This window comes from Secundilactobacillus collinoides DSM 20515 = JCM 1123 (assembly GCF_001435975.1).
Classification (GTDB): Bacteria; Bacillota; Bacilli; order Lactobacillales; family Lactobacillaceae; genus Secundilactobacillus; species Secundilactobacillus collinoides.
On sequence record NZ_AYYR01000044.1, the window covers coordinates 42259 to 56522 of the forward strand.

A 14264-nucleotide genomic window follows, 5' to 3' on the forward strand; every position below is an offset into this window, starting at 1 on the left:
GCATTGCACGAAACCGGCGAGTACACTTAAACTTACTGGATTTTTACGACCTTCAACTCGTGGATTCTCCAGAATCTAAATAGAAGTGATGGTGATTTTATGCAAGACAACAGCCAAACACGTGTGGTTGTCGGCATGAGCGGCGGGGTTGACTCCTCCGTTGTAGCGTTGCGCTTAAAGCAGCAGGGTTACGACGTCATTGGTGTGTTCATGAAAAACTGGGACGACACCGATGAAAACGGGGTCTGCACAGCCACAGAAGATTACAAGGACGTGGCGAAGGTGGCTGCCAAAATTGGTATACCATACTATTCCGTTAACTTTGAAAAGGAGTATTGGGACCGCGTGTTCACGTACTTTCTTGATGAGTATAAGAAGGGCCGGACACCGAACCCTGACGTCATTTGTAACAAAGAGATCAAGTTCAAGGCGTTCTTGGACTACGCATTAGACCTTGGGGCGGACTACATTGCAACCGGGCACTACGCTCAGTTAAATCGCGATGCTGACGGTCACATGCACCTGATGCGTTCCGTAGATACCAACAAGGATCAGACCTATTTCCTGAGCCAGCTCTCGACTGAACAGCTGGATCGGGTGATGTTTCCAATTGGGGACATCACAAAGCCGGAAGTACGTCGAATTGCTAAAGAGGCCGGGTTGGCAACCGCTGACAAGAAGGACTCCGTTGGGATCTGCTTTATTGGCGAGAAGAACTTCAAGGGTTTCTTGGGTCATTATCTACCAGCAACGCCAGGCAAGATGCTGACGGTTGATGGTGAGGAAAAGGGCCAGCATGCTGGTCTGATGTATTACACCATTGGTCAGCGTCGCGGTTTGGGTATCGGCGGCGATGGTGAGGATAACGAGCCGTGGTTTGTTATCGGCAAGGACTTGAAGAAAAACATCCTGTACGTGGGCAAGGGTTATCATAACGAGCACTTGTACGCAACGCACCTGGATGCTTCCGATATTCACTGGGTCAACTCGATTGATCGCGGCCAGGACTTCCACTGTACAGCGAAGTTCCGTTACCGTCAGGTCGATACGGGTGTGACCGTTCATCTCTCTGACGATGGCCAGAAGGTCACCGTTGAATTTGATGATCCAGTTCGGGCCATCACACCAGGTCAGGCCGTCGTGTTCTACGATGGCGCTGAGTGCCTGGGCAGTGCCATTATTGATGCTGCTTACAGTAAGAACCGTGAGTTACAGTACGTTTAAGTCAAGATGAGCGACGTTTGATTCCTGTTTGGGAGTCGGGACGTCGTTTTTTTGATCACAATCGGCAGTGCGCTCTTTACGAGGTTGCGAAAGTAGGATGGCCTCGAATCGACGGGGGTGAGAACCGTTGTTTTCGCGAATAGGATACGCTTTACATAAACGCTATTAACAGCGCTTTCAAAACAAGCTACACTTTGAATTTCACCGTCAAAACTGGCATAATAAGACTGATTGTTTTTAGTTTACGAGTAAGTGAGGGATTGCATTGAAGTTATATTTTCTGCGGCACGGTAAAACTGAATGGAACCTGGAGTCACGGTATCAGGGTGCTGGCGGTGATTCACCGCTGTTACCGGAAAGCTATGCTGAGATTCATCAGGCAGCAGCGTATTTGAAACAGTTTCACTTTAGCCACATTTACGCGAGTCCAATTAAGCGGGCGCGGGATACAGCAATGAATGTGCTGAACGATTTGCCGGGCGATACCCCACTCAGTCTGTTGAACCGGCTAGAAGAATTTCACCTTGGGCGGATGGAAGGGATGACCTTTGAAGCTGCGAAGGCGAAATTTCCTGATGAATTCAACGCGTTTCGCAACGCACCGGACAAGTACCGGCCGGTAGAAATCGGCGGTGAATCATTCCACGAACTGATTGCACGTATGACGCCGGCAATTCAAATGATTGTCGCAGCGCACGACACACCGGACCAAAATGTTCTGGTGGTCAGTCATGGAGCGGCCCTGAACGCTGAAATTAATGCCCTGCTCAAGACACCGTTAGCGCATTTGCGTGACCGCGGCGGTTTGACGAATACGTCGACCACCATCCTTGAAACGACCGATCATGGGTCCAGCTTCCAACTGGTCGCCTGGAATAAAACGGACTATTTAAAACGCAAACTCGATGCTACTGACACGATTTAAACGAGGAAAAAGAACTGACACGATTTAAACGAGGAAAAAGAATGGATAAAGATAAATTAAAAGCCGAACGTGATGAAAAACAGAAGGCTTCCGAAAAATTGATGCACCAACTGATTCAAGAAATTGATGATGATCCGGATAACTACCATACGTACTATGACTTAGGTGCGCTGCTAGTTAACCTGAAGAGTTATTCGCAGGCTGAAGAACTGCTGATGAAGGCGATGGGCAGATTTGGCGACAAGAGCAGACAGGCCAAGGATACGTTGACGTATGGCCTGGGTAACGTTTACTACGAAGCTGGCGAGTACCAAAAAGCAATCGCGCAGTTCACACAAGTCAAGGATAAGAAATTGCAAAGCGACGCCTATTTGATGCTTGCGCAATCGTATATGGGCAACGGTGACCATAAAACGGCGCTCGCCTTTGCGATTACTGCCGGGGATACCCACAAACAGGATCCACAGGTGAACCAGCTGATTGCCGATAATTTACTGGCCCTCGGGAATTTCAACCAGGCCGCCGACTATTACGATCAGGTGTTGTCGGCTGACCCGAAAAATGGGCACGCTCAATTTGATCGCGGTATCGCAGCGGTCGTTCTTGGTCAGGACGCAGCTGCCTACTTTGACCATGCCAAGACACTGGACCCAGACTATTACCAAAAAGGTCAGTCACGTTTAAAAGACATTCAAACGTTTTTGAATAAGCAAAATAAAGATCAGAATCAAAACTAAAAGGAAGGGTGTTTCAACATGGCAAGCGAAAATATGAACTTGTTTGGCGATGACCAGCCTGACACACAGTTATACATTGTCGGCCGCGTTGCCACCACCTTCTTTGAAAGCCCCGACAACTTCTACAAAGTTCTTTTGGTGAAAGTTCAGCAGACCAACATGAACTGGACGGACAGTGAAATCGTGGTGACAGGAAATTTCGCCAACATCAAGGAAGAAAATCCGTACCGTTTCTTCGGAAAACTGGTTGACCATCCAAAATATGGCAAGCAGTTCCAAGCGGCTAATTATCAAAGCGAGGTACCGACTTCGCGTGAAGGGGTCATCGGTTATTTAGCAAGCGATGAATTTCCTGGGCTTGGGAAGAAAACGGCAGAGAAAATCGTTGACGCGTTAGGACCGACTGCAATCGATCAGATCAATAAAGATGCTAGTGTGTTGGCCGATATTGGCTTATCAGCGAAGGTCAAGACAACGCTGGTGGACAATCTGGCTGAAAACAATGGTGTCGAACAGATCATCATCGGCCTGAACGGGTACGGGTTCGGATCTTCGCTGGCGAGTGCCACCTATGACCGGTATAAAGAAAAAACACTGACGGTGATTCAGGAAAATCCCTATCAGCTGGTTGAGGACATCAATGGTGTGAGCTTTAAACGCGCTGATCAGATTGCCGAACAGCTCGGTATTGGTGCGCTATCAGACCAGCGGATCCAGGCGGGGCTGCTTCAGGAACTCAACGAATTGGCGATGCAGGATGGCAACACATACACCACCGCTCAACCGTTGCTGACCGGGACGATCCGCCTGCTGCAATCCAGCCGTAATGAGGCCGTAAATCCCAAATTGGTTGCGGATCAGTTGCTTGCCCTGGCCAAGGTTCAAAAAATCGTCGGCGAAGGTGACAAGATTTACCTGAAGAACCTGTACGATACTGAGTGGCAAATAGCCGAACACCTGAACCGCATCAATAATGGCGACGAACTCAAGTCGTTTAATGATGAGGCCATCGAAAAACAGATGCGCGTGGTGGAACGCAACCTCGGCATTGATTATGATGAGTCACAGGAAACGGCAATCTTGACCGCGATGAAATCACGGGTGTTTATTTTAACCGGTGGCCCTGGGACGGGGAAAACCACGATCATCAACGGTCTTGTGAACCTATACGCGCGTCTGCACGAGTATTCGCTGGATATTAATCAGTACAAGGATAAGCCGTTTCCAATTCTTCTCGCTGCGCCAACTGGTCGGGCTGCCAAGCGGATGAGTGAAACGACGGGGTTGCCCGCCAGCACCATTCACCGGCTGCTGGGTCTGAACGGGCACGAGGGCAATGATGCTAACGCCGCCAAGGACTTAGAGGGCGCGCTGCTGATTGTTGACGAAATGTCCATGGTGGATGTGTTCTTGTTTCGAACACTGCTGCGGGCAATTCCTGATACGATGCAGGTCGTTTTGGTTGGGGATAAAGATCAGTTGCCATCAGTTGGTCCTGGTCAAGTCTTTCACGATTTGCTTGCAAGTCAGCGGGTGAAAGCGATGGAGCTGGATACCATTTATCGACAGGGTGAAGCGTCTTCGATCATCCCGTTGGCTCACGACATTAAAATGGGCCGGCTGCCGGCTGACTTTGATAAGAACCAGCCCGACCGGTCGTTTATCAGTTGTTCTGCCGCACAGATGCCGTCCGTGATTGAACAAATCATTGGCAAGGCCAAGCAAAAGGGTTTTTCTGCTGAAAATGTCCAAGTCCTGGCGCCAATGTACCGCGGTCCGGCTGGGATCACCCGGTTGAACACAATCATTCAAGAAATTATGAATCCGCAGACCGAGACTCACCGTAAACAGGTCGAGTTTCGTGGCGAGATTTTTCGAATTGGCGACAAGGTACTGCACCTGATCAACAGCCCAGAAAATAACGTGTTTAATGGGGACATTGGTGAAATTGTCGGCATTACCATGGCGAAGGATAAGGGCAATGAGGATAAGGCTGATAAGTTGACCATCGCCTTTGACCAGACTGAAGTCACCTATAACCGGAATGATTGGAATCGCCTGACACTGGCTTATTGCACTTCGATCCATAAGGCCCAGGGGAGCCAATTTCAAATGGTGATCCTCCCGATGGTCATGCAGTATTCACGGATGTTGGAACGCAATTTGCTGTATACGGCTGTTACCCGGGCAAAGAAGACATTGATTCTGTTAGGCGAACGGCGTGCTTTCGAACAAAGTGTGCAGCGTGTTTCCATTAATCGAAAAACGATGCTGGTGGACCGCTTGACGCAGACACTCACCGAGTTACCAGCAGATGAAGTTGTCCAAAATACGGTGCCGGAAGAATCATCTGACACACGTCGGGATGATGATTCTGGCAAAACTGCAGCGACTGAACCGGAAGCGTCGTTTGAATCAGTGCCTGAGACGACTGACAGCAACGAGACGCCACTGGCTTCTGAGATGAAGCCTCAGGGCACCGCAACGGATTCGCCAACGGATGTGGCTGCAAAGCAGGATACCGTTTCCAACAACGGGGTGCTCACCATGGCCCTGATTCAAAGTGGCCAAATTGATCCGATGATCGGTATGGGTAAATTATCACCCAAATCGTTCATGACAAGTCATGACTAACCGCTTGTACTTCACGGTAAAAGTTGCGATAATGGGAACATGGTCAGTACAGCGACTACTGACATTGATAAACGGATTAAAACTGGCGCCAACGTTGCGTCAGATCACTCACAAAATTCATGGAGGTTCACCATGCCTAATCAAAAACAAACCAAGCACCCGCTAAAGTTGTTTGCGCTGAATTCCAACCGGCCCTTAGCTGAAAAAATTGCCGAAGCTGCCGGTGTCGAACTCAGTCAAGCCAGTATCAAACATTTTAGTGACGGTGAAATTTCAATTACCATTACAGAAAGTATCCGGGGATCAGATGTTTACTTGATTCAATCTGTTTCAGATCCTGTTAACACCATGTTGATGGAACTCTTGATCATGGTCGATGCAGCGCGGCGTGCAAGCGCACATTCAATCACCGTTGTAATTCCATACTACGGCTATTCCCGAGCTGATCGGAAAGCCCGTTCGCGGGAACCAATTACGGCTAAACTTATTGCGTCAATGCTTGAGGCAGACGGTGTTGACCGGGCAGTGACCTTAGATTTGCATGCGGCACAGTTGCAAGGATTCTTTGATATTCCGGTCGATCACCTGGAAGCAACGCCACTGCTGGCACGGTACTTCTTTGAACACGATCTATTGGACAACCTGGTCGTGGTCTCACCAGACCACGCTGGCGTTTCAAAGGCTCGCCGGATGGCTGACCTGTTACACGCGCCACTGGCCATTATTGACAACCGGGACCCTGACAAGTCCACTACGAAAGCTGAGGCCGTTATCGGTTCAGTAGCCGGTAAGAACGCGGTTTTGGTCGATGATATTATCGATACGGCGGTGCGAATCTCGATTTCAGCTCAAACACTGAAGAACGCTGGTGCCAATGAAATTTATGCCGTTGCGACCCACCCAGTCTTTAGTCAAGATGCCGTTAAACACATGACTGAATCCCCATTGAAGAAGGTCATTGTGACAGATTCCATTCAACTGCCTGAAGCCAAGATGTTTGATAAAATTGAAATCGTGTCAGTTGGTGATCTTATTGGTCGCGCGATTCGGCGAATTTATCAGGAACGCAGTGTGGGTAAACTTTTCTTAAAAGAAGAGCGTGAAAGCACGAAACCGTAGAATTAAATTATGATTAATACACCCGGGTAGTGCCTTATTGGCCATTATCCGGGTGTTGTTGGCTTTTAATCTCCTAAAGTGAGGCGATAATCAAATGACAACAGGATTAGCTTTAGCAAAACAGGTTCGCGATGGTGAGGTCAACGCGACTGAACTCGTTCAATCGGCTTTGGACCGGGTGGCGCAGAATAACCCGGGCTTAAATGCGGTCACGTCAACACGCGGCATTGAAGCATTGGCCGAAGCGGCTGTGCTTGAGGATCACGGCCAACCGTTTCTGGGTGTTCCGTTACTCATCAAAGGTCTCGGTCAGTCTTTAGCCGGCAGTCCGAATACGGGTGGTTCTAAACTATTGGCGGACAGTGTGTCTTCTGAAACAGATTTCTTTGTGCAGCAGTTGCAGGCGGCGGGGTTTATTATTATTGGGCAAACCAACGTGCCAGAGTTTGGCTTTAAAAATATTACGGATTCGCAATTATATGGACCGGCACACAATGCTTGGAACCGGTCATACTCACCCGGTGGCTCAAGTGGCGGCTCAGCAGCGAGTGTTGCTTCGGGAATGGTACCGATTGCGGCGGCCAGTGATGGTGGCGGGTCAATTCGAATCCCCGCCAGTTTCAGCGGGTTAGTGGGGCTAAAACCGACGCGTGGTCGAGTGCCGGTTGGCCCTGGTGACTGGCGTTCCTGGCAGGGAGCGGCTATCAACTTTGCGCTGACGCAGTCGGTTGACGATACAGCGGCATTACTGGATGCGATGCAGACAGTGCAGCCGGCGGCCGTTTTTCAGGTGCCGTTGAACCAACGGGGCTTTTTGAAAACAGTGGCTGATGCTAAACCATTGCGAGTCGCTTTTAGCACGACTTCACCCGTTGGCACACCGGTATCAGATGATGCGGTGCAGGCTGTGAACGAAGCTGCCGAGTTTTTGGCACAGCATGGTTACGATGTTGTAGAAGCACATCCTGATTTGGATGGCATCGCGCTCATGCACAGTTACTACATCATGAACGAAGCAGAAACGACCGCTATGTTGGATGACTTGGCTTTCGGCCTTGGCCGACCTGTTCAAAAAAATGAGGTTGAACCACTTACTTGGGCGTTGGGCGAAACCGGCCGGCATTTATCAGCGGCACAGTACAGCAAGTCTTTGGGGCTTTGGGACCAAGCAAGTTACACCATGGCTCAATTTCAGGCTCAATACCCGTTATATCTCACGCCAACAACGGCTGATAGCGCACCACGGGTGGATGATCCGCTTATTTCGGCAACCAATCTTGATAAAATAAAGGCCATTGACTCGTTTTCACCGGCCAATCAGCAGCAGTTGATATACGACCAATGGCTGCCGGCACTGACGCGGTCACCCTTTACCCAGCAAGCAAATCTAACGGGGCAGCCGGCAATTAGTCTGCCGACCCACATGACAGCAGCCGGAATGCCTTTAGGAGTTCAATTAACTGCCTTGAAGGGGCAAGAAGCACTATTATTGCAAACTGCTAAGCTTTTTGAGCTAGAAAATCAGTTTCATTTGTTACACTAGTGTTTGGTAACAAAAAGTAGGGAAAAGAAGGAAAATGAGATGGGTTTAAAAAAGGTATTACTTGGTGTGGGCAGTGTGGCCCTTGCTTTAACTCTGGCAGCATGCGGCAACCAGAGCAGTCAGTCCAGCGGGAAAATGGCTGACAAACAGGTCTTAAACCTGAGCACCACAGAAACAATCTCCACGTTAGACGATTCACAGGCATCAGAATCAATCAGTTTAACACAGCTTTATTCGACCGGTGAAGGTCTTTATCGGTTAGGGAAAGATTCTAAGCTCGAAAATGCGTTGGCAAAGAGTTCCACTAAGTCAAAGGACGGGCTGACCTACACGTTTAAACTGCGGACCAACGATAAGTGGCAAAACGGTCAGAAAGTGACAGCTAAAGACTTTGTTTACAGTTGGCGTCGAACCGCCGACCCGAAGACGAAGGCTGGGTATTCGTACATCTATGACGGTATTAAAAATTTTGACGCCATTCAAAAGGGCACGATGAAGCCCGATAAACTGGGTGTCAGCGCGCCGAACGATTCAACGCTAGTCGTTAAATTAAGCAAGCCGGTGCCGTACTTTAAATTACTGCTGGCATTTCCAACGTTCTTCCCAGAACAGCAATCCACAGTTGAGAAGTATGGTTCGAAGTACGGCACCAGCAGCAAGACGTCGGCCTATAATGGGCCGTTTAAGTCAGTTGGCTGGAACGGTACGAACAACACTTGGAAACTGGTTAAGAACCCGAATTATTGGGACAAGAAACACGTTCATCTAAGTACCATCAATTTTCAGGTCGTCAAGAGCCCGGAAACTGGGTTGAACCTCTATGAACAAAAAAAGCTGGACGTGACCCCATTATCAGGAACACAGGTCGCTAACTACCAAAACAAGACTGGGTTTAAGAAGTTTGTTGGTGGGTCAATGATGTATCTTCAGATCAATCAACGCCGCAATAAGGCGTTAAAGAACCTGAAAGTGCGTCAAGCACTGTCACAGATCATCAACAGACAGTCGCTCGCTACAAGTGTCTTGCGTGACGGTTCAACGGCTCCTAAGGGCTTCGTTTCTACGAACTTCTACAAGAACCCAAAGACTGGTGCGGACTTTGCCAGCGACGCTTACGTTAAGTCTGGTGTGACCTACAACGCCAAAAACGCTAAAAAATTGTGGCGTGAAGGCATGAAGGCAGTCGGTGAAAAGAAATTAACACTGACATTGTTGAGTGACGATACTGATCAAGCGGATACAACCACGCAGTATCTGCAAAATCAGTTCCAGAAATTACCTGGATTGAAGGTCAACATTGAAAACGTGCCGAACAAGAACCGGCTTGCAAGGTCTTCAAGCGGCAACTTTGATTTGGTTATCTCCTCATGGGGTGCTGACTTTGCGGATCCAATCAACTTCCTGGATCTTCAGACAAAGAGTAACCCGACGAACAATGGCCACTGGGTCAACGCTGAATATGACAAGTTGATTTCTGCTTCCAGCAACCGGGATGCCAATAATAAGCAAAAACGCTACGAGGATCTTGTTAAGGCTGAAAAGGTACTGATGAAAGATCAGGGCGTTATCCCGTTGTATCAACCATCAGTTACGGAACTTTGGCGCCCAACGATTCACGGTTATGTTTGGAATCCTGCTGGCATGAGTCGCGGTTATAAAGAAGTTTATATCACTCAAAAATAAGGTTTAATGCTGGTGTAACGCTGAATTCTGTCACCTGTTGTGCACCTCAATAAGTCATTATTAAAAAGTCGCTTCACAATGTATCTAAGTTGTGAAGCGACTTTTTTAATTATTTAATAAGAAATAGCAGTGATATTTTCACAAGGTTACAATAAAACGGGCAATTATCGAATAATTTAGCCTCGTTTTTGCAACAATAAACGCGCCAGCTGGCAATTAATCAGTAATTTCAAAAAAGAGAAAAGAAAACGGTTACTTTTTATCCGGACAATTTGATTTTCAATCATTTGTGAAAATGAACAGTACTTGCCGATATTTATTGAAATTTATCCTGAAACATGATATACCTGAATAAGAACAAATGAAAACGGTACCACCAACTGCTGTGCCATATTTGGGCACAGTAAGTACTAGGATAATTGGGGGATGCATCATGAACTTTGAAGACTTATTAACTGAACAGCGAAACCGCCACTCAACGCATATTGACCAAGCAGATTCAAATGAGATGGTCGATATTATTAATCGTGAGGATCAACGTGTGGGGCGGTCAGTTCAAAAACAGCTACCACAAGTGGCTGAAGCCATCAACCTTGCAACCAAGCGGTTTGACCAAGGTGGCCGATTGATCTACATCGGTGCCGGTACGTCGGGCCGGTTAGGTGTCCTCGATGCAACAGAATTAAGACCAACGTACGGTTTGGAAGAATCACAAACGTTTGGTATTATCGCAGGCGGTCCAGAAACGATGTTTCATACCATTGAAGGCGTGGAAGATTCAGGTGAACTGGCTGAAGAGAACTTAAAGGACGTTTCGGTCGGTGAAAAGGATATTGTTATTGGCATCGCCGCCAGTGGGGCGACGAACTATACGGTATCAGCATTGGCTTACGCTAAGAAGCTGGGTGCGCTCACCATTGCATTAGCGTGTGTGCCTGAAAGTCCATTGGAGAAAAACGCCGATGTTGCCATCTGCCCAATCGTGGGTCCGGAGGTTATTACCGGGGCAACACTGATGAAGGCTGGGACCGCACAGAAGATGGTGCTCAACATGCTGTCTAGCGGAATCATGATTCGATCAGGCAAGGTCTATCAAAACCTGATGATCAACGTGACCCCAACCAATGACAAGACGCAACGACGGGCAAAACGAATCATTGCGGCAGCCACTCAAACCTCAACCTTGGCTGCGGAACGGGCGCTGGCGAGAGCCGACAACAACGTGCCGCTGGCGATTCTGTTAATTGAAACTAAGGGGACAATTGCGGAGGCTAAGAAGCTGCTGGCTCAATCTGGCGGTCATGTAAGTGATGCTGTGAAGTTGAGCTTGCAGTAAGGCTGGCGTACGGTTGATAAAATAGGTTTCGACTATGAAACAGCGTAAACCCTACCCTGAAATTTTGACGTCAATCACCATGAAGAACAGTACAATTAAGCATTCAATCAGGTATCTGAGGTTGGGTGCTTTTATGTTGCTGTATTTCTGGTTTCAAAAATAGGAAGAAACATCGTTACGGTGTTGTCAGATTTGAAAAATTGCCGTGATGGAATACTGGCTGAACAGTATTTGTGGGCAATTTCGCAGTTTTTTAGAGTATCATTAGATAGCAGACTGATTTTATCTGGCTGATACGTGTTCCGGAGGCAAGAGGTTGCATTTAAGTCAGCTTTTCTCCATGCTTGTTGATGAAATAAGAAGGTTTAGTTAGCCCTGATCAGATAGCACATTAATTTTATCTAGCCGAAACGTGTTCCGAAAGGCAAGAGGTTGCACCTAAGCCAGTCTAGGGATAATAACCAAGCCCGGGTTATTATCCCTAGATTAACTTAGGCTCCACCTCTTAACCGCCTTTCTCCACACTCTTACCCTTGCATTATCCCCCCATTCCCCTTAAACTTAATAGGTATGATGATTTGAGAGAAGAGAGGACGATTTATTGATGTATCTGGCAGATGAGAACCGTTATGATGGGCGGATGCCCGTTCGGCGTGCCGGGAACAGCGGGTTGCAATTGCCTGCCGTTTCTTTTGGCATGTGGCACAACTTTGGCGATGACGCCAACTATGCAGATAGTGAAAAGATTTTGCTCAAAGCGTTTGATAGTGGCATTTTCAGCTACGACTTAGCTTACAACTACGGCCCCGAGTCTGGCGCCGCTGAGCGGTTGTTTGGTCAGATTTATCAAGCCGACCTGAAACCATACCGTGATGAGTTGGTCATCACAACGAAGGCCGGTTTTCACATGTGGCCAGGACCATACGGCCAAATGAGTTCCCGTAAGACACTGATGACGGCTCTGGATAACAGCTTGAAGCGAATGGGTCTCGATTACGTAGATATCTTTTACAGTCATCGGTTTGATCCCGATACCAACCTAGAAGAAACCGCGATGGCTTTAGATGACCTTGTTCGGTCGGGTAAAACGCTGTACGTTGGTATTTCCAACTATGACAATGCTCAGACCAAGGAAATCATTAAGTACTTCCACGAATTCCACACACCATTCGTTTTAAACCAGTTATCGTATAATATGTTGAATCGTGATGTTGAGACGGATGGTGTTTTAGACACCCTGAAGGCAAATAACGTTGCAACGGTCGCCTATGGGCCGTTGGCTGAAGGGTTACTGACAAACCGTTATCTTGGTGGTATTCCAGAAGATTTCCAAATTCACTGGAGCAGTACCGCTGTGATGAATCAGGGTCGTGAAGCGTTAACTAAAAAATTGAACCAGCTAAACGAAATCGCACAAAATCGTGATCAGACAATGGCGCAAATGGCATTGGCCTGGCTGCTCAAAGATGACGTTGTGGCGAGCGTTGTGACAGGCGCTTCTAAGGTGTCACACTTAGAAGATAACCTCAAAGCAGTTCAAAATACAAGCTTCACAAAAGACGAATTAGAACAGATCGAGACAATTTTGCACGCTTAATTTTTGATGATATTTTGGGGCCTCTATTTCAATCGCGGATCGAAATGGAGGCCTTTCGTAAGACGATGAACAATTGCGCCTGACGGTAGCGGCAGCTATTGAATTCAAATCAGGCAGCAGGATGGGGGCAGACCTTGACACAGAAAGTAACCATTCGTGACCTTGCGGAAGCAGCAGGCGTTTCAGTCACGACCGTTTCACAAATATTAAATGGTAAGGGCGAACGTTTTAGCAGTGATACGCAGGCACGCGTGTTGAAGTTGCAGAAAAAATTGGGGTACGTGCCGGACTACAACGCCCGAAATTTGATCATGCGGTCGACACAGACCATCGGAGTGCTGGTGCCCAATCTTGCTAACCCATTCTTTAGTATGTTCATTAAAGGCATTCAACAAGCCTCGCAAAATAATAAGTTTATTCCGATCATTTTTGATGCCAATCATAACCAAGAACTGCAAAATATGTACCTTGAAGAACTGATCAAACGGGCGGCCAACGGATTGATCATTGCGAGTGCCACGTTAGATGCCAACGATATCGACCGTATCTTGACTCGAAACGGTATTCCGTACCTGTTATTTGACCAAAACGATGCCCAGATCGGTGATCGGGTTTGGGTGGATGATTACAAGGGCGGTCAAATGGCCGCCAATTACCTATTATCGGCTGGGCACCGTGATATTGCATTGCTGGTGGGGGATGAGATCACCCAAAACATTCAACAACGGATCAACGGATTTCGCTCAGTGATGGCAAAGTATCATTTATCGCTGACGGATGAACGGGTCATTCAAAATAAAATGACCAAACTGGGAGGCTATCAAGCCGTTGATGACTTAATAGCTTTGAAACCAAGCGCCATTTTTGCCATTAATGACGAAATGGCTATTGGTGTGTACCGCGGACTTCAAGAACGTGGTTATCGCATCCCGGAAGACGTGTCGATCATGGGTTATGACGACATTGATCTAGCGGACTTTGTGATGCCGAAATTGACAACGATCCACCAACCAGCATTTGAGATGGGACAAGTAGCAACGGAACTTCTCATTGAACGTATTCAAAATCCACGATTGGCACATCAGGACAAACAGCTGCCGCTTGAGCTGATTGTTCGGGATAGTGTAAAGAATGTGTAGTCAATACAAAAAAAGTCACACTTTCTTAACAAAATATACAATAAGTTCATAAACACCATTCAAAATACAAACATCTGTATACAAACCAAATATGAATATTATGTGAAGAAACTATGAGAAAGTTCTGAAATCCTTTATAATAAAAGGATTTCAGGGCTTTTTAAATTTAATCAGTTCTCAATCTTTTAATTTTATACATATAAATGTGTATAATAAATGATTTACCCCTGAATATTCATAATAAATGTGTATTTAACACATCCGTATTCACACCAATATTAAAATGTGAAATAGTCTACATTCTGAGTGTTAAGAACCTTTAGAAAT

General features: G+C 47.2%; 10 protein-coding genes. All 10 read left to right on the plus strand.

What is annotated here, in order from left to right:
- Positions 1-99: 99 nt before the first annotated feature.
- The 10 genes from mnmA (at position 100) to rbsR (ending at position 13937) form a co-directional block, all read left to right on the plus strand.
- Entirely contained in the window at positions 100-1224 is a 1125-nt protein-coding gene (gene mnmA, locus FC82_RS08350; protein ID WP_056996722.1) for a tRNA 2-thiouridine(34) synthase MnmA, read from the plus strand.
- 265 nt (positions 1225-1489) lie between these two features.
- Complete coding sequence (locus FC82_RS08355) at positions 1490-2149, plus strand: histidine phosphatase family protein (protein ID WP_054760158.1); 660 nt, start codon at positions 1490-1492, stop codon at positions 2147-2149.
- Between the two features lie 41 nt (positions 2150-2190).
- Positions 2191-2886 carry a tetratricopeptide repeat protein gene (locus tag FC82_RS08360; protein WP_056996723.1) on the plus strand — a complete coding sequence of 232 codons (696 nt, stop codon included), beginning with the start codon at positions 2191-2193 and terminating at the stop codon, positions 2884-2886.
- Between the two features lie 18 nt (positions 2887-2904).
- Positions 2905-5520: an SF1B family DNA helicase RecD2 gene (gene recD2, locus FC82_RS08365; protein ID WP_056996724.1), complete on the plus strand. Its 2616-nt coding sequence runs from the start codon at positions 2905-2907 to the stop codon at positions 5518-5520.
- A 132-nt stretch (positions 5521-5652) separates the two neighbouring features.
- Positions 5653-6639, plus strand: coding sequence for a ribose-phosphate diphosphokinase (locus FC82_RS08370; protein ID WP_056996725.1), 987 nt, complete (start codon positions 5653-5655; stop codon positions 6637-6639).
- Between the two features lie 94 nt (positions 6640-6733).
- The gene (locus tag FC82_RS08375; RefSeq protein WP_056996726.1) at positions 6734-8182 is read left to right on the plus strand and encodes an amidase; all 1449 of its coding nucleotides are present in this window, start codon (positions 6734-6736) and stop codon (positions 8180-8182) included.
- Positions 8183-8221: 39 nt separating this feature from the next.
- Positions 8222-9865 (plus strand): peptide ABC transporter substrate-binding protein, encoded by a 1644-nt coding sequence (locus FC82_RS08380; RefSeq protein ID WP_056996727.1) that lies wholly within the window; start codon positions 8222-8224, stop codon positions 9863-9865.
- Between the two features lie 433 nt (positions 9866-10298).
- Positions 10299-11201: an N-acetylmuramic acid 6-phosphate etherase gene (murQ, locus tag FC82_RS08385; RefSeq protein ID WP_056996728.1), complete on the plus strand. Its 903-nt coding sequence runs from the start codon at positions 10299-10301 to the stop codon at positions 11199-11201.
- Between the two features lie 604 nt (positions 11202-11805).
- Positions 11806-12798, plus strand: a complete 993-nt coding sequence (locus tag FC82_RS08390) for an aldo/keto reductase (protein ID WP_056996729.1) — start codon at positions 11806-11808, stop codon at positions 12796-12798.
- Positions 12799-12932: 134 nt separating this feature from the next.
- Positions 12933-13937 carry a ribose utilization transcriptional repressor RbsR gene (rbsR, locus tag FC82_RS08395; protein WP_054760160.1) on the plus strand — a complete coding sequence of 335 codons (1005 nt, stop codon included), beginning with the start codon at positions 12933-12935 and terminating at the stop codon, positions 13935-13937.
- The last annotated feature ends 327 nt before the right edge of the window (positions 13938-14264 follow it).